The following is a 14,783-nucleotide window of genomic DNA, read 5'->3' on the forward strand; positions in this document are numbered from 1 at the left end:
GGTGGCCGGAATAGGGGAAAGGCGGCGTTCTGTACTGCAAGAATTGGAGGAATGATGGACGGGCTTCGCGCCGTGGAGCTTTCTCTGTCGATCTCGAAGACGGTGCGTTTCGCCGAGACGGCGCGGCAGTTCGGCGTGTCGGCCACATCCGTGTCGCGCATGATCACCGATTTCGAGAACGAGCTGAATGTGAAGCTGCTGATGCGCTCCACGCGCCACGTGGTACTGATCGAGGCGGGAGAGGAATATGCGCGGGAACTGGAAGGCATCCTCTGGAACATCAACCAGGCGCACCGCAACATCACCGAGATCCGCGCTGCGCCCCCAAGGGCACACTGCGCGTGCACTCGCGCATGATGTTGGGGCTTGGAGTGCTGCCGCCGCTGGTGGCCGCCTTCCGCCAACAGTACCCGGACATTCATATCGAACTGGTGCTTTCCAAGGCCAAGACGGCTCTGCGGCGCAACAACTTCGACATCGATTTCCGGATTTCACCGGCGGTAGAGGCCGGGCTCAAGCGGCGCATCCTGTACCGGAGCGAGCGCTACCTGGTGGCCTCGCCGGCTTACCTGGAACGCCAGCCGGCACCCGCGCAGCCGGGCGACATCCTCCATCACGATTGCATGGCGCATCTCTTGCCGGGGAGTCACTACAGCTGGCACTTCAAGCGCGGCGAGGCCGTCGAGGGAGTGAACTTCAAGCCCCAGCATGTCACACAACAGCGGTGTCGCGCTGCTGAAACTGGCGCGGCTGGGCGAGGGCATTGCACTGCTCGATGGCTACACGATCCAGAACCGATATCTCGCGCGGCACGATGGTGCGGCTCCTGCCGGAGTTCCGCGTCACCAACACCACCTTCGAGGAAGGGATCTATGCGACGATCCTGAACACGACCATGATCCCGGCCAAGATCGTAATTATGCCCTGCAGCGCATAAGCCGTATGCCGGCCGACCTTCAGGATGGCAAGCCGATAGGCCGCCTCGGAAGTTGAGCGATCGCCAGCCTCCATTTCGCACGCGAAGAGGAATTGCCCTGATACTCATCAACTGCCTCGTCCTCGCCCCCAAGTGAAACGGTAAGGGTACCGCCGGGCACCACGCTATCGGTCGTCATTCAAAACGACGAGTTGGCAGAGTCAGGCCCTTGCCAGACTGATGCCAAAGGGAAGTCGCCTGGCCGCTCCGTCCCGCTAATCGCCCACTCAATCGATCCCCAGCTTGGCTACCTTCGCAAGGCTTTGCCAGGCATCAATGTCGTCCCGCACCGTTGCTGTGAACTGGCTGACGGTTCTTGTCACTGGGCGCGGCATGTTTTGCTGCGCGAATTTTTGCACCACTTCCTCGGTGGCCAGAATACGGTTGATCTCAAGATTCAGCCGTTGCACGATTTCCGGCGGCGTGCGGGCCGGGGCAAAGACGCCGTACCAGCCATCTTTATTGAAGCGATAGCCTTGTTCGGTCAGCGTGGGCACATCTGGCAGGGCCGGCCCTCGCGCCGATCCGGTGCAGCCGAGTGCGACCAGTTTCCCCGAGCGAATGTGTGGCACTGGCGAGGCGATATCGGTGAAGCCGACGAGTATGTTTTTCGACAGCAGATCGGTCACAAGCTGGGCGCTGCCTTTGAAGGGGATGTGCTGCATCGACAGGCCGTAGTGTGTCTTGATGGCTTCCATCACAAGGTGGCCCGTCGAGCCATTACCCCAGGAGCCGTAGGCCAGCTTGTCGGGATTGGCCTTGGCATAGCGCACCAGATCGGCGAGGTTCTTGAAACCGGTGGACGGATGCGCGACCAGCAGGATGCCGGCAGCGCCAACCTGCGCCACTGGCGCCAGATCTCTTAACGCGTCATAAGGCATCTTGGGCTGAATGATGGGATTGATCGCGATGGCCGATGAGGGCGTGATCAGCAGGGTGTAGCCGTCTGCCGGGCTCTTGGCCACCATATCGATGCCGATGAGGCTGTTGGCCCCGGGCCTGTTGTCCACCACCACTGGCTGGCGCAGCGCTCCATTCAGGTTCGCCGCGATCAGCCGCGCGAAGATGTCCATGCCGGCCCCCGCCGGCCCGGGTACCACCAGCCGGATGGGACGATTCGGCCAGCCGGTCGCCGCTACGCCGAGATTGGGCCACGATTGCAAGGCAAAGAGGGCGGCGCCGCCAAGGCAGGTGCGTCGGCGCGTGGGCGAGTGATTCATGGCTTTGTCTCCAGTGTCTTTTTATCGATTTGACCGGGTGGGCGATCCATCCCGGTACGAGAGGCTGGCATACGCCTGCGCTCTCAATGCCGTGCCGCGCGCACGGCCAACGCGCCGCGTTGAATCTGGCGCGGTGTTCTGAAGCCCTCTGCAAGGAGCGTGCAGAGATTCTAGCGAGGATGATTCAGGAACATTCCTGCAATAACCTTGAATGTGTTCTGCACAAAACGTGGGGAGTGGATCAAGGCCACCTGCTGCTACCATGGCCGCGCCTCCCCCATCGGATCAGGAACAGCAATGCAGGCATTGAAAGGTAAGGTGGCGTTGGTCACCGGCGCTGGCTCTGGCATTGGCCGGGCCAACAGTGTCGTCATGGCCGCGCGTGGCGCAGCCATCATCGTGAACGACCTTAACGTCACCGGCGCCGAAGCGACCGTAGCGCTGATTCAGCAGGCCGGTGGCGTGGCGGTGGCGTGCATCGCCGATGTTTCGGACGCGGTTAGCGTGGAGCAGGCGTTCACGGCAGCGCAGAAGGAACTGGGAACGGTGGATATTCTCGTGAACAACGCGGGCATCGCCAGCGGCATGCCTGCGTTCGAGGACATTGACGTAGCCGCGATCGACCGCATGTTCAACGTGACGGTGAAGGGTGCCATGCTTTGCACCCGGGCCGTGCTGCCAGGCATGAAACAGCGCGGGCGTGGCAAGATCATCAATACGTCGTCGATTACCGCATTCGGATCGCATCGGCGGGGCAGTGTCTATGCGGCGGCGAAAGGCGCCATCATCAGCCTGACGCGCGCATGGGCTCGGGAGTTTGCCGAGTGGAATATCCACGTCAATGCCGTCGCGCCGGGGCGTGTGCAGACGCCGATGAGCGCGGGTCTGAGCACGAACCCGTCGTACGAGGAGGAGGTGCGGCGTCGCGTGCCGCTGGGGCGCAGGGCGTTGCCAGAGGAGATCGCTTGCGTGGTCGCCTTTCTGGCGTCTTCGGACGCCGACTACATGACGGGCCAGGTGCTGAGTCCGAACGGCGGCGAGATCATGTGACGGTAGTCGGGGGCCAGGATCCCCGTCCTTGGCGCCTCCTGACACATTTGTTCCACCACTGGCAATCTTTCCCTATGCCTCCATTTGGGGCGGTGCCCGGCACCTCGCCTACAACGAGCATTGCTGACAAGATTCCAGGTCAGGGCTAGCTCGGTATCCATCCGTCGCCCTACCAGGATCCGCGTCTGCTGTATTTTTCCGAACAGCGAGACGCAGGTCGGCCGCTACCGGCAGTTACTGCGTTCTCTCCGCCAGAAACCCGTCCCCCGGCATCAGCGGTGCAAACCGGTACGTGGCCGGCGTGCGTGTTAGCTTGACCGGTGCGCCCAGCCCGCGATAGGCATCCGCCATTTCCACCACCATGCCGCGGTGAGCTGTGTGCGGATGTTGCCCGAGGTGATCCACAGCGGCGGCATCGGTTCCTGCACGTACCGCACGGCGATCGAACTGGGCGGAATTTTCAGGAACTGGCCGTCGTGCTCGAAGATCTTCTGCGTCAGGCCCTTGGGAATGACGTCAAGGAATTCATTGAAGATGGCGCCAGATTCAGTGATGTCCAAGTCAAAGCGCTCGAACTCGACCTGCTGGTAGCCCGAACTCACGCCCAGGTCCAGGCGGCCGTTCGATCCCGTATCCACGAAGCCCACTTCGGCCAGGAAACGCACCGGGTGATACAGGCAGGATACACACTGCGGTGCCCATGCGGATGCGTTGGGTCTTGGCGGCGGCGTGGGCCACCATCATCAGCGAGGAGGGTGGAGAGCGAGTAGTTGTTGAAACGGTGCTCGGCGTACCAGGCGGTGTTGATACCTGCCTGTTCCGCCATCACGGTCTGTTCGATGGAGTTGCTGATGACTTCCCGGGGTCTGGTGATAACCTCGCTGCTGGACCAAGATAAGTACGCCGTATTTCATGATGTCTCCTGAAAACACCTGTGAAGGTTTCAGGAACTTCTAGGTGCCGGATGTTGCCGGCCGGAATAGGGCAAAGGCGGCGTTCTGTACTGCAAAAATTGGAGGAATGATGGACAGGCTTCGCGCCATGGAGCTTTTTCTATCGATATCGAAGACGGAGAGCTTCTCCGAGACAGCGCGGCGGTTCGGGGTGTCGGCCACATCCGTTTCGCGTATGATCACCGACTTCGAGAGTGCGCTGAACGTCAAGCTACTGATGCGCTCCACGCGCCAGGTGGTGCTGACGGAGGCGGGTCAGGAATACGCGCGGGAGCTGGAAGGGATCCTGTGGAACATCAATCAGGCGCACCGCAACATCACCGAGATCCGCGCCGCGCCCAAGGGTACGCTACGCGTGCATTCGCGCATGATGTTCGGTCTGGGTGTGCTGCCGCCACTGATGGCGGCCTTCCGTCGCAAGTACCCGGACATTCATATCGAACTAGTGCTGTCCGAATCGAAGGCAGACCTGCGGCGCAACAACTTCGACATCGATTTCCGGATTTCACCGCCCGTGGAGGCCGGACTGAAACGGCGCATCCTGTTCCGGAGCGAGCGCTATATGGTGGCGTCGCCAGCCTATCTGGAGCGCAGGACGGCACCTGTGCAACCGACCGATATCCTTGAACACGATTGCATGGCGTATCTGCTGCCAGGCGGCCATCACAACTGGCATTTCAAGCGCGATGACGCCATCGAAGAGGTGAGTTTCAAGCCGCGGCATGTCACCAACAACGGTGTCGCCTTGCTGGAACTGGCGCGGCTGGGCGAGGGCATTGCGCTGCTCGACGATTATACGGTCCACCACGACATCTCGAACGGCACGCTGGTGCGGCTATTTTCCGACTACCGTGTGACCAACACCACGTTCGAAGAAGGGATGTTCGCGACAATCCTGGACACCGCGATGATCCCGGCCAAGATCCGGCTGTTTCTCGACTTCGTGGCCTCGCAGGTCTCCGGCGAGGCGCTGCGGTTCTCCGCGTATGGCAAATCGAGCGCCATCAGCGACAGCGCCACCCCCAACCCTTAGGCCCGCACGCGGCAATGCGGGCGGGCCGCGCCGCGCAAGCCCGCGCCGCGCACCCGCAGCAGGGCCCCGTCGAGCGGCCCCTGCGCCGAGAGCCGCCCGCTGTCGCGGATCGTGGTGACGTAGATATCGTCGAGCGCCGGTCCGCCGAAGCACAGCGAGGCGGGGTGGGCGACGGGCAGGTCGATGCGATGCGTCAGCCTGCCCTCGGCATCGAACCGTGCAATGGCGCCGACGTAGACCAGCGCCGTCCACAAGCCGCCTTCACTATCGAAGCAGCAACCGTCCGGGGCCGATCCATATGGCTCGGTATCGACAAATCGCTCCCGCACGGACCATGCGCCGGCGCTGTCGATGCGATAGCGATAGATGCTGCGCGCGGCGCTGTCGCAGACATAGAACTCGGCGCGCGACGGGTGTGGCACGGGGCCGTTGACCACGCCCAGGCCGCGGTCCAGGCGCGTAAAGCCGCCGGCTGGGTCCAGACGGTACAACCCGCCCAGCGGTGCCTCGCCGGGGTTGCGGAATATATGCATGGTGCCTACCACGAAGCTGCCGTCCGGCATGGCCGCGCCATCGTTCAGGCGCAGGTTGGGATGGCGATCGTCGATGCGCGCCACGCGCCTGAGCTTGCCGGTAGAGGGCGTATAGATCGACACGTCCTCCTTCAGCGCGACCACCAGGCTGTCTTTGCCATTTAGCGCGAACGAGCCGAGCGGCGCGGGAAGTTCGCAGAACCGGTCATGGCCCGTTTGCGGATCGACCGTATAAATGCGTCCGTTGCGGCAATCGAGCATCCATAACATTTGACTGTCCGCGTCCCAGACGGGGCATTCCCCGAGATCGGTCCTAAGGGTGCCGAGGTGCTCGATTTGCATGGTCTCCAATCCTTTCTTGTGATGGCCGGACGGCGCCGGCGCGCCCCTGTGCGGGAGGCTTGCCGCGGACATGCTATCGACTTCAGCGGGCTAGGAATATGCCGATTTCCCGCAGAACACAACCAACGAGATTGGCAGAAATTGAGGGCAATATCCGTCCATATAATCGGATCAAGCCGGTTGTCAGCAACGAAAGACGGCTATTCATTCGACAAGGAGACTCCCATGAAGCACATACACAGCGCGCTGCGGCGCGCGCACAGCCCGATGCATGGCACTCGCGCCGCGGACCTTTCGGGAGTCGGAGCATGAGCGAGAAACTGGTTCTGATGGAGGTCGCCGACGGCGTGGCGCTGGTGACACTGAATCGCGCACCCGTCAACGCGCTTAACCGTGACATGCGCCGCCAGATCGTGGCGACCTTCGACGAAATCTCCGAGCGCGATGATATCCGCTGCGCCGTGCTGACCGGCGCGGGCAAGGTGTTCTGCGCCGGCGCCGATCTGAAAGACCGGCCTGACGCCGATATCGCCGGCGATTTTCTGGAACACAATCGCCTGACGCGCGAAACCGGCAACGCCATCAAGGAGTGCGCCAAGCCCGTGATCGCCGCCGTCAACGGCGTGGCGCTGGGCGCGGGCATGGGCCTGATGGCCGCCTGCGATGTCCTCTATGCCTCCGAGGAAGCCACTTTCGGCATGCCCGAGATCAACGTCGGTCTGGCCGGCGGTGCGTCGATGCTGCGTACGCTGTTTGGTCGCTCCACCGTGCGCCGCATGTTCTTCACGGGCCAGCGCCTGACGGCCCATGAGCTGCTGCGCCGCAACGTGTTGGAAGACGTGCTTCCCGCCGAGGAACTGCTGCCCGTGACGATGGCCCTGGCGCGCGAAATCGCCGCCAAGGCGCCACTGGCAATCATATACGCCAAGCGCTCGTGCAACATGGTAGACGTGATGCCGCAACGCGATGCGTACCGCTTCGAGCAGGAATTCACGATGACGCTGTCGCGCACGGAAGATGCTCGCGAGGCGCGCATGGCGTTCCTGGAAAAGCGTCAGCCGCAGTTCAAGGGGCGTTGATCATGTCTCAGCACACTGAACGCTCCCCGGGTTGGGGGCTCGACGGTTTCTTCCATGCGCGCAGCATTGCCGTGGTGGGTGCCTCGGACGATATCACCAAGATTGGCGGACGCCCGGTACACATGCTGCTCAAGCATGCCTATGCCGGTGTGGTCTATCCCATCAACCCGAAGGGCGGCATCGTCCAGGGGCTGACGGCCTCTAAGTCGGTGCGCGAGACGCCCACCGCGCCCGAGCTCGCTATCCTCGCTGTGCCGGCCGGCGCCACCCCGGCTGCGCTGCGCGCCTGCGGCGAGCGCGGTGTGAAGTGCGCCATCGTGCTGTCTTCGGGGTTTGCCGAGCTGGGCGCCGAAGGTGCCGCGCTGCAGGCCGAACTCGTCGACATCGCACGCCAGTACGGCATGCGCATGCTGGGCCCCAACTGTCTGGGCACCGTCAATGTGGTGGATCGCGTGATCGGGTCGTTCTCGATCAGCCTGGAAGAATACTTGCCGCCGCCGGGCACGGTGGGCATCGTGTCGCAATCGGGCAATGTCGGTAGCCACACCATGGCGGCCGTGGCGCGTCGCGGCCTGGGTGTGAGCCGTTTCATGGCCACCGGCAACGAAGCCGACGTCGATGTGGCCGATGGCATCGCCGCACTGGCGCAGGACACCGCCACGCGCATCATCCTGTGCTGCATGGAAACCTGTCGCCACGCAGGACGCCTGATCGAGGCTCTGGAGCTGGCGCGTGCCCAGGGCAAGCCCGTGATCGTGCTGAAAATGGGCGCCACCGAATCGGGTCAGGCCGCCGCGGCCTCGCACACCGGCGCAATGATGGGGTCCGACGCCGTCATCGATGCGGTCTTCCGTCGCCATGGCGCGCTGCGTGTGCGTTCGGTGGAAGAGCTGATCGAGATCGGCCACGCCGCCGCGATGCTGATGCCGGGGCGTCTGCCGCGCAACGACGCGGTGACGCTGCTGGCGGCCTCGGGCGGTTTCGGCATCATGATGGCCGATGCAATGAGCCAGGCCGGCCTGCAACTGCCCGCGCTGGCCGAAGAAACCCGTGCGCGCATTCGTGAAGCGCTGCCCATGGCGGGCACCGGCAACCCGGTGGACGCCACGGCGCAGATGTCCAGCCGACCCGATATCCTGCTCAAGCTCCTGGCCGCGCTGCTGGACGATGCCTCGGGCAGCACGCTGGTGATGTTCATGTCGCTCTCTCTGTACAGCTCGCGTCTGCGCGGCGTGTACCTCGATGCGCTGGCACAGGTGCGTGCCAGCCATCCCGAACGCACGTTCATTATCATCAGCCAGGGCCCGCCCGACGCGGTCGCGCAGATCAACGCGCTTGGCATTCCCGTGTTCGGTAGCATCAACGATGCGGCCAACGGTCTGGCCGGCCTGGTGCGCTTGGTGCGTCAGGCCAGTGCGCCGGCGCAACCGGCGGTCAGCGTGCGACAGGAGCCAGTCGATCCCAGCGTGTTCCGCAACGAATATCACGCCAAGCTTGCGCTGGCGGCCGCCGGTATCGACGTGCCGCGCGAAGCGATCGCGCAATCGGCTGATGAAGCGGTGCGCGCGGCCGAAGCCACAGGCTTTCCCGTCGTGCTCAAGATCGTGTCGGAAGACATCGCTCACAAGACCGAGATCGGTGGCGTGGCACTGAACCTCGCTACCGCCAGTGCCGTGCGCGAAGCCTATGACACGGTGATCGCCAATGCCGTGCGCCATGCGCCGCATGCCAGGGTCGACGGTGTGCTGGTAGCTCCGATGATCAAGGGCGGCGTGGAGATGATCGCGGGCATCTCGCGCGATCCGGTGTTCGGTCCCGTGGTGATGGTCGGCATGGGCGGCATCTATGCCGAAGTGCTCAAGGATGTGGCCGTGCAGGCCGCGCCAGTGAGCGAGGACGAAGCGCTGGCCATGATCCGTTCGCTGCGCATGTTCCCGCTGCTCGATGGTGCGCGCGGCCAGGCCAGGGCCGATGTCGCCGCCGCTGCCCGCAGTGTGGCGCGGCTTTCGGAATTCGCGTGCCGTCATGCCGGTGAAGTGGCCGAAATCGACATGAATCCGATTCTGGTTCGGCCTCAGGGCGCAGGCGTGGTTGTGCTCGACGCCTTGATCATTCCCACCACGCGCGCCGCGCACGCACACTGAGAACTGTCATGCATATCGACAAACGCGTAGCGGTCCCCGATCCGGCCGCTGGCCCCGAGGTTTACCGTCAACACGCCCGCAACTGGTTGCGCGGCAATCTGCCCGACTTCATGCGTGCTGATAACCCGGCCTATCGCACGCCCACGCTGGAAGAGTCGCGCGACTGGGAAGCGGCCATGTACCAGGCCGGCCTGGCTGGCATGACCTGGCCCAAGGCCTACGGTGGCCACGGCCTGACGTTGCGCGAGCACCTGGCCGTCAACAAGGAGATCGGCGCGCTGCCGATGCCCGAGAGCGTAAGCTCGATCGGCAAGGAACTGGCTGGCCCGATCATCATGACCGTGGGCACGGAAGAGCAGAAGCAGGCATTCCTGCCCGCCATCCTTGCCATGCGCGATTACTGGTGCCAGGGCTTCTCCGAGCCCGACGCCGGCTCCGATCTGGCGCGGCTGCGCACGAAGGCCGTGCAGGAGGGTGACCGGTGGCGCATCAACGGCCAGAAAATCTGGACCAGCGGTGCGGCCAAGGCCCACTATTGCCTCCTGTTGACCCGCACGGGCACCGTGGCCGACAAGCATCGCGGCCTGCTAATGTTTGCGGTGCCGATGAACACGCCAGGAATTCGCGTGGTGCCGATCAAGTCGATCGACGGCAAGCAGTCGTTCGCCGAGGTGTTCTTCGACGATGTGGTGGTGCCGGACAGCGCCCGCATGGGTGCGCCCGACGAAGGCTGGCATGCGGCAATCCGCGTGCTGTCGATCGAGCGCGCCACCAATCGCATGTACCGCCCGTGGCGTTTCGAATGCGAGCTGCGCCATCTGGTGGCGGCGTGCAAGTCCGATGCGCAAATGGCGCGGCTGCTCGACGATGGCTACACGCAGCGCCGCCTTGGCGATGTGGCCTGCGAGATCGACGCGCTAAAGGGTCTGGTCGAAAGCACGGTGGAACGCATGATGTCCGGCGAATCGATCGGCGCGCGCGGATCGCTCACCAAGCTGTACTGGTCGGAGTGCCACCAGGCGTTCGCCGGGCTTGCCTTGTCGCTGATGTCGCATGTGAACCCCCGCTCCAGCGCCCATGCGCAGCGCGCTCGCAAGGCCTTTAACCAGGCCTATCTTTTCTCGCGCGCCGAGACGATTTACGCGGGCGCATCCGAAGTGCAGCTCGACGTCATCGCGCAGCGCATTCTGAATCTGCCCAAGGATCTTTGACATGACGACCCGAGACGATGATCTGCGGCCCGAGGAATTCGCCCAGGCTGCGTGCGAAGCCATTTGCGATGCGCTGGCGCGCGATGCGGGCGAGGCAGTCCGCGTGTTGGCCGAGGCGGGCCTGTTCGGTGTGTGTGCTGCCGAGGACGATGGCGGGCTGGGCTTGCCGATCAACTTTGCGCTGCCCATCGTCCATGCGGCGGGCAAGCTCCAGTTGCGCACGCCGCTGCCCGAACAGATCCTGCTGGCGCGCGCGCTGGCTGGCACGCCGGCCGCCGCCGAGCTTGCCACGGGCGCGAAGCTGGCCACCATCGCGTGGCAAGGCGATCTGCATGACGGCGTGGCTAGCCATGCGCGTCATGTCGCGCGCTGCGACTGGGTGCTGGTCAACGATGGCGATGGCGCGGCACTGCTGGAAGTAGCCAGCGTGAAAGTGCTGGAAGATGGCGCGCTGGATCCGGACAGCCCGCAGAGCTGGCTGGAGCTGGAAGGCGCCACCGTGGTTGCGCGACTCGATGCCGCTGCACGCAAGACGCTGGAGCATGCGTCGTGCCTGTTGATGGCGGAACTGGCCAATGGCGCGGCCGACGGCGCGCTGGAGCTGACCGCGGGCTATATGGCCACGCGTGTGCAATTCGGCCGGCCGCTGTCGGCCAAACAGGCCGTGCGTCATCTGCTGGCGCGCATGAAGCTGCTGCAGGAAGCGTCAAGTGTCTCGGTGCGCCGCGCCATGGCGCGCAACGAATTCGGGCAGGCGCGCAGTGCCCGCCCGGCGCTGGCCGGCGCCATCACCAATGCCGCGTTCGTGATCGAGAAAGCGATCCACCTGCATGGCGGGATGGGATTCACCTGGGAAGTACCGCTGCACTACTCCCTGCGGGAGGTGCGCAAGTTGGACGCGGCGTTCGGCGCAGGCGTGCTGGCGCGCGCGGTGGGACAGGAATTCATTCAGAGTGTTTGAGGAGTGAGCATGAGCATGCAACAGGATCTGGCTGGCCGCGTGGCGCTGGTCACCGGCGCGGGTGCCGGCATCGGACGCGCCACGGCGCGCCTTCTCGCCGCGCGGGGCGCGATCGTCGCCGTCAATGACCTCAAGGAGGAACTGGTCAACGACGCCGTGGAGGACATCCGCCGCGCCGGCGGCGAGGCCGTCCCCGTGGTGCAGAACGTATCGACCCGCGAAGGTATCACCGAGGCCGTGCGCGTAGCTGCGGCGTACCGCGAACGCTTCGATATTCTGGTCAACAATGCCGCATGGGTGCGCTACCAGGCGGTGCTCGAGATCATGCCAGAAACGCTCGACCGCATGCTCGACATCGGCTTCAAGGCGGTGATCTGGGGCATTCAGGCGGCTACCGAGGCGATGGATCCGGAATGCGGCGGCGTGATCGTCAACGTGGCTTCCACGGCCGCGCTGTCTTCGGCGCCGAATTCGGTCGCGTACTCGGGCATCAAGTCCGGCATTCTGGGTATCACGCGCGCTGCCGCCGCTGAACTGGGCGCGCGCGGTATCCGTGTCAATGCGGTCTGCCCGTCCGCGGTGCCGACCGAGGGCACGCAGCGCAACCGCAACGCCGAGCGCGACGCCCGCCGTGTAGCACGCACGCCGATGGGTCGCCTGGGCAATGTGGATGACGTGGCCATGGGTATCTGCTTTCTCGCCAGCGACGAAGCGCGCTTCATCAACGCGCAGGCATTGGTGGTGGACGGCGGCATCACTTTCACCAATCTCTGATCGTGCCCACGGTTCTCATCACCGGCGCCGCGTCGGGCATTGGCCGCGCCGCCGCGCAGCGCTTCGCGCGTGACGGCTGGCGATGCGTGCTGGTCGATCGCGATGCGCAGGGGCTGGCCACCACCATGGCCGGTTTGGTCGCCTGTCCGCAGGGCGACCACCGGGCACTGGAGGTCAATCTGACTGATGCGCAAAGCATCGATACGCTGGCGGAGCATACGGGCACGCTGGACGCGCTGATCAACAACGCGGGCATGTCGGACCGTGGCAATCGCCCCGTGGTGGAGCAGGACGGCGACGCGTGGTGCGCGCTGCTGGCGCTCAATCTCGATGCACCGGCGCGTCTGGTCGAGGCGCTCTCGTGTCGGCTGGCGCCCAGCGCGCGCATCGTCAGCGTAGCGTCCGGGGCCGGGTTGCGTGCCATCCCCTGGCGTGGCGCGTATAGCCCCAGCAAGGCAGGGCTGATTGCGTTGTCGCGCGCGTTGGCGCGTCAACGCCGCGACCTGTCCGTGACCACGCTGTGTCCGGGCTTCGTGCGTACGGAACTGGTCGACCGTCTTATCGAGACCGGCCACCCGAATTCGGAACACGCCGTGGCCAAGATTCCGCTGGGCCGTATGGCCCATCCCGCCGAGATGGCGGAGGCGCTGTTTTTTCTGGCGGGCCTTGGCGCGGCGCCGTTGTCGGGGTTGACGCTGTCCGTCGATGGCGGCTCTTCGGTGTTCGGCGGCAGCCTGGCCTTCGCGCCAGCGGAGATTGCCCCAGCGCCACTCGATGCGCCAACCAACTTGCAAGTGGTGGGCGCACCGGCCGGAGACTGGGCTTCGGTCGGGGAGATCGGTCCTGGCTATCCGGCGGTGCTCGATGTCTCGCCGCTAGCTGCCGCGCCCGGTGAATGGTTACGGACGGTACACGGGGCCGCGCGCCGATTCGCGCAAATGTACGCGCGGCAGGCCAGCCTGACGCTGCTGTTGCCGCCCGAAGATCAGGACGACTGGCGCGCCGCGGGTGACGCGGCGGCGGCACGCATGCTGGTGGCCACGCTGGCGTGCGAATGGGGTGCACGAGCACTGCGCGTGAATGCGCTGCAGATCGCGCGGCCCGATACACGCACGCTGGCGCCGCTGTTGCGCTTCATGACGGGCGCGGGCGCGCAGTACCTGACTGGGCAGGTACTACCGCTGCCGCCCATGGATGCGCCGTGATGGTGCCGTGATCGCAGCGATAGAGATCGATTCGTTGTTTTTTTGCAGCAAGGACGGGATGCCTCACAGGAAGTGGGCAGGGTATCTCACGCCCATTTCACGACCATTCCGGTCACGAAGTGAGGTCCCACATCATAAAAATGGAGACGATGAATATGAAGTACAAGGTGGCTGTGCCTGGTTTGCTGTCGCTGGTGTGCGCATTGCCAGCCAGCGCGCAAAGCAGTGTCATGCTCTACGGGGTGGTCGATACCGGCATCGAATATGCCAATCATCAGGTGGACGGTGGCAATTCCATCGCCCGGATTTCTTCGGGCAACACCGCGGGATCGCGCTGGGGCTTGCGCGGCGTGGAGGATCTGGGCAACGGGCAACAGGCCGTGTTCGTACTCGAAAGCGGTTATGACACCGATACCGGAAAATCCTCGCAAGGTGGCCGGCTGTTCGGCCGGATGGCATACGTGGGCATGCAGGGACGATGGGGCAGCCTGTTGCTAGGGCGGCAGCAGAACGAACTGTTCGACTTCATCGGCGCATTTGATCCGATGCTGCTCGCGCCCAGGTACTCGATCCTCAATCAAGACATTGCGTTCGTGTCGCGCGCGGACAATACCGTCAAATACACAGGAACGTTCGGCGGGTTGACGGCCTCGGCCATGTACAGCTTTGGCGCGGAGAGCAGTACGGTCAACGGCAGCGAAGTGCCTGGCAACGCGAAGCTTGGTCGCGAGTATGGCTTTCGCCTGAGCTACAGCAGCGGTCCAATCGGCATCGGCGCCGCGTACGACGAGGTCAATACCGGCACGACCACGACCAATCCCGACGCTAGGACGCGCCGCGCCGTGCTGGCCGGCACCTACGATTTCAATCCGGTCAAGGCGTTCGTCGGCTATCGCTGGGCCCGGGCGTACGACGGTGCCTTGCTGCCAGGCGCCATCGCCGGCGCGGGCAATCAGGGGTCGAACCTGTGGTGGACGGGGTTGATTTGGCAGGCATCGCCGGCCATTGCCCTGAGCGCGGCCGCGTACTATCAGGATTTCCGCAATACCGGCAATGATCCCTGGCTCTTTGCCGGCAATGCCAGATACGCGTTCTCGAAGCGCACCAATGCGTACCTGAGCGTGGGCTACACCAGGAACAAGGGTAGCGCCAATCTGGGTCTCAGCTCCGGCGTGGGTGGCTTCGGCTATACCCCGCCGGGCACCAATCAGCTCGGCGCGGTGGTCGGGATCAGACACGTGTTCTGACACGCGGGAAGTCGCCGTTGCAGCGTTGAATCGGCCGGTACCTTTCGGCCGGTTT

The 14,783-nt window shown here is 64.3% G+C and carries 13 protein-coding genes and 3 pseudogenes; 12 read left to right on the plus strand and 4 right to left on the minus strand.

Annotated elements, in window-relative coordinates:
* Window positions 1-54: 54 nt before the first annotated feature.
* The 3 genes and pseudogenes from OMK73_RS04200 to OMK73_RS04210 all read left to right on the plus strand — a co-directional run bounded on the left by OMK73_RS04200 (window position 55) and on the right by OMK73_RS04210 (window position 937).
* Entirely contained in the window at window positions 55-357 is a 303-nt protein-coding gene (locus OMK73_RS04200) for a LysR family transcriptional regulator (protein WP_267600923.1), read from the plus strand.
* Window positions 357-662, plus strand: a pseudogene (locus OMK73_RS04205) (LysR substrate-binding domain-containing protein); the annotation flags it as partial. The gene OMK73_RS04200 and the pseudogene OMK73_RS04205, both read left to right, overlap by 1 nt.
* A 113-nt stretch (window positions 663-775) precedes the next feature.
* Window positions 776-937 (plus strand): hypothetical protein, encoded by a 162-nt coding sequence (locus OMK73_RS04210; protein WP_267601379.1) that lies wholly within the window; start codon window positions 776-778, stop codon window positions 935-937.
* A 266-nt stretch (window positions 938-1,203) separates the two neighbouring features.
* Here OMK73_RS04210 and OMK73_RS04215 read toward each other — a convergent pair whose 3' ends face one another.
* Window positions 1,204-2,049 carry a tripartite tricarboxylate transporter substrate binding protein gene (locus tag OMK73_RS04215; protein WP_267600924.1) on the minus strand — a complete coding sequence of 282 codons (846 nt, stop codon included), beginning with the start codon at window positions 2,047-2,049 and terminating at the stop codon, window positions 1,204-1,206.
* Between the two features lie 360 nt (window positions 2,050-2,409).
* Here OMK73_RS04215 and OMK73_RS04220 point away from each other — a divergent pair, with 360 nt between their 5' ends.
* On the plus strand, window positions 2,410-3,246 hold the full coding sequence (locus OMK73_RS04220; RefSeq protein WP_267601330.1) for an SDR family NAD(P)-dependent oxidoreductase: 837 nt from the start codon (window positions 2,410-2,412) through the stop codon (window positions 3,244-3,246).
* A gap of 234 nt (window positions 3,247-3,480) precedes the next feature.
* Here OMK73_RS04220 and OMK73_RS04225 read toward each other — a convergent pair.
* Together OMK73_RS04225 and OMK73_RS04230 are read right to left on the minus strand one after the other, a co-directional pair.
* Window positions 3,481-3,636 (minus strand): annotated as a pseudogene (locus tag OMK73_RS04225) (CoA transferase); the annotation flags it as partial.
* Between the two features lie 53 nt (window positions 3,637-3,689).
* Window positions 3,690-3,911: pseudogene (locus OMK73_RS04230) on the minus strand (LLM class flavin-dependent oxidoreductase); the annotation flags it as partial.
* A gap of 292 nt (window positions 3,912-4,203) precedes the next feature.
* Between OMK73_RS04230 and OMK73_RS04235 the strand changes: the two are divergent.
* Window positions 4,204-5,232: a LysR family transcriptional regulator gene (locus OMK73_RS04235; RefSeq protein WP_267600925.1), complete on the plus strand. Its 1,029-nt coding sequence runs from the start codon at window positions 4,204-4,206 to the stop codon at window positions 5,230-5,232.
* On the opposite strand, the gene OMK73_RS04240 is transcribed toward OMK73_RS04235, so the two are convergent.
* Window positions 5,229-6,107, minus strand: a complete 879-nt coding sequence (locus OMK73_RS04240) for an SMP-30/gluconolactonase/LRE family protein (protein ID WP_267600926.1) — start codon at window positions 6,105-6,107, stop codon at window positions 5,229-5,231. The genes OMK73_RS04235 and OMK73_RS04240 overlap by 4 nt on opposite strands.
* Window positions 6,108-6,415: 308 nt before the next feature.
* Here OMK73_RS04240 and OMK73_RS04245 point away from each other — a divergent pair, with 308 nt between their 5' ends.
* The 7 genes from OMK73_RS04245 to OMK73_RS04275 all read left to right on the plus strand — a co-directional run bounded on the left by OMK73_RS04245 (window position 6,416) and on the right by OMK73_RS04275 (window position 14,728).
* Complete coding sequence (locus OMK73_RS04245) at window positions 6,416-7,186, plus strand: enoyl-CoA hydratase/isomerase family protein (protein WP_267600927.1); 771 nt, start codon at window positions 6,416-6,418, stop codon at window positions 7,184-7,186.
* A 2-nt stretch (window positions 7,187-7,188) separates the two neighbouring features.
* A complete protein-coding gene (locus OMK73_RS04250; protein WP_267600928.1) occupies window positions 7,189-9,330 on the plus strand; it encodes an acetate--CoA ligase family protein in 2,142 nt (713 codons plus the stop codon).
* An 8-nt stretch (window positions 9,331-9,338) separates the two neighbouring features.
* A complete protein-coding gene (locus tag OMK73_RS04255) occupies window positions 9,339-10,541 on the plus strand; it encodes an acyl-CoA dehydrogenase family protein (RefSeq protein WP_267600929.1) in 1,203 nt (400 codons plus the stop codon).
* 1 nt (window position 10,542) lies between these two features.
* Window positions 10,543-11,502, plus strand: a complete 960-nt coding sequence (locus tag OMK73_RS04260; protein ID WP_267600930.1) for an acyl-CoA dehydrogenase family protein — start codon at window positions 10,543-10,545, stop codon at window positions 11,500-11,502.
* A gap of 9 nt (window positions 11,503-11,511) precedes the next feature.
* Window positions 11,512-12,276: an SDR family NAD(P)-dependent oxidoreductase gene (locus OMK73_RS04265; protein ID WP_267600931.1), complete on the plus strand. Its 765-nt coding sequence runs from the start codon at window positions 11,512-11,514 to the stop codon at window positions 12,274-12,276.
* A gap of 2 nt (window positions 12,277-12,278) precedes the next feature.
* Window positions 12,279-13,481: an SDR family NAD(P)-dependent oxidoreductase gene (locus tag OMK73_RS04270; RefSeq protein ID WP_267600932.1), complete on the plus strand. Its 1,203-nt coding sequence runs from the start codon at window positions 12,279-12,281 to the stop codon at window positions 13,479-13,481.
* A gap of 140 nt (window positions 13,482-13,621) precedes the next feature.
* Window positions 13,622-14,728, plus strand: coding sequence for a porin (locus OMK73_RS04275; RefSeq protein ID WP_267600933.1), 1,107 nt, complete (start codon window positions 13,622-13,624; stop codon window positions 14,726-14,728).
* The last annotated feature ends 55 nt before the right edge of the window (window positions 14,729-14,783 follow it).

Origin of the sequence: Cupriavidus sp. D39 (assembly GCF_026627925.1) — a bacterium.
In the GTDB taxonomy this organism is placed as follows: domain Bacteria; phylum Pseudomonadota; class Gammaproteobacteria; order Burkholderiales; family Burkholderiaceae; genus Cupriavidus; species Cupriavidus ulmosensis.

Excerpts from the sequence above, each read along its gene's own strand:
- OMK73_RS04200 (WP_267600923.1), top strand. The coding sequence starts at position 55 with ATGGACGGGCTTCGCGCCGTGGAGCTTTCTCTGTCGATCTCGAAGACG.
- OMK73_RS04210 (WP_267601379.1), top strand. The coding sequence starts at position 776 with ATGGCTACACGATCCAGAACCGATATCTCGCGCGGCACGATGGTGCGG.
- OMK73_RS04215 (WP_267600924.1), bottom strand. The coding sequence starts at position 2,049 with ATGGACATCTTCGCGCGGCTGATCGCGGCGAACCTGAATGGAGCGCTG.
- OMK73_RS04240 (WP_267600926.1), bottom strand. The coding sequence starts at position 6,107 with ATGCAAATCGAGCACCTCGGCACCCTTAGGACCGATCTCGGGGAATGC.
- OMK73_RS04245 (WP_267600927.1), top strand. The coding sequence starts at position 6,416 with ATGAGCGAGAAACTGGTTCTGATGGAGGTCGCCGACGGCGTGGCGCTG.
- OMK73_RS04250 (WP_267600928.1), top strand. The coding sequence starts at position 7,189 with ATGTCTCAGCACACTGAACGCTCCCCGGGTTGGGGGCTCGACGGTTTC.
- OMK73_RS04255 (WP_267600929.1), top strand. The coding sequence starts at position 9,339 with ATGCATATCGACAAACGCGTAGCGGTCCCCGATCCGGCCGCTGGCCCC.
- OMK73_RS04260 (WP_267600930.1), top strand. The coding sequence starts at position 10,543 with ATGACGACCCGAGACGATGATCTGCGGCCCGAGGAATTCGCCCAGGCT.
- OMK73_RS04265 (WP_267600931.1), top strand. The coding sequence starts at position 11,512 with ATGAGCATGCAACAGGATCTGGCTGGCCGCGTGGCGCTGGTCACCGGC.
- OMK73_RS04275 (WP_267600933.1), top strand. The coding sequence starts at position 13,622 with ATGGAGACGATGAATATGAAGTACAAGGTGGCTGTGCCTGGTTTGCTG.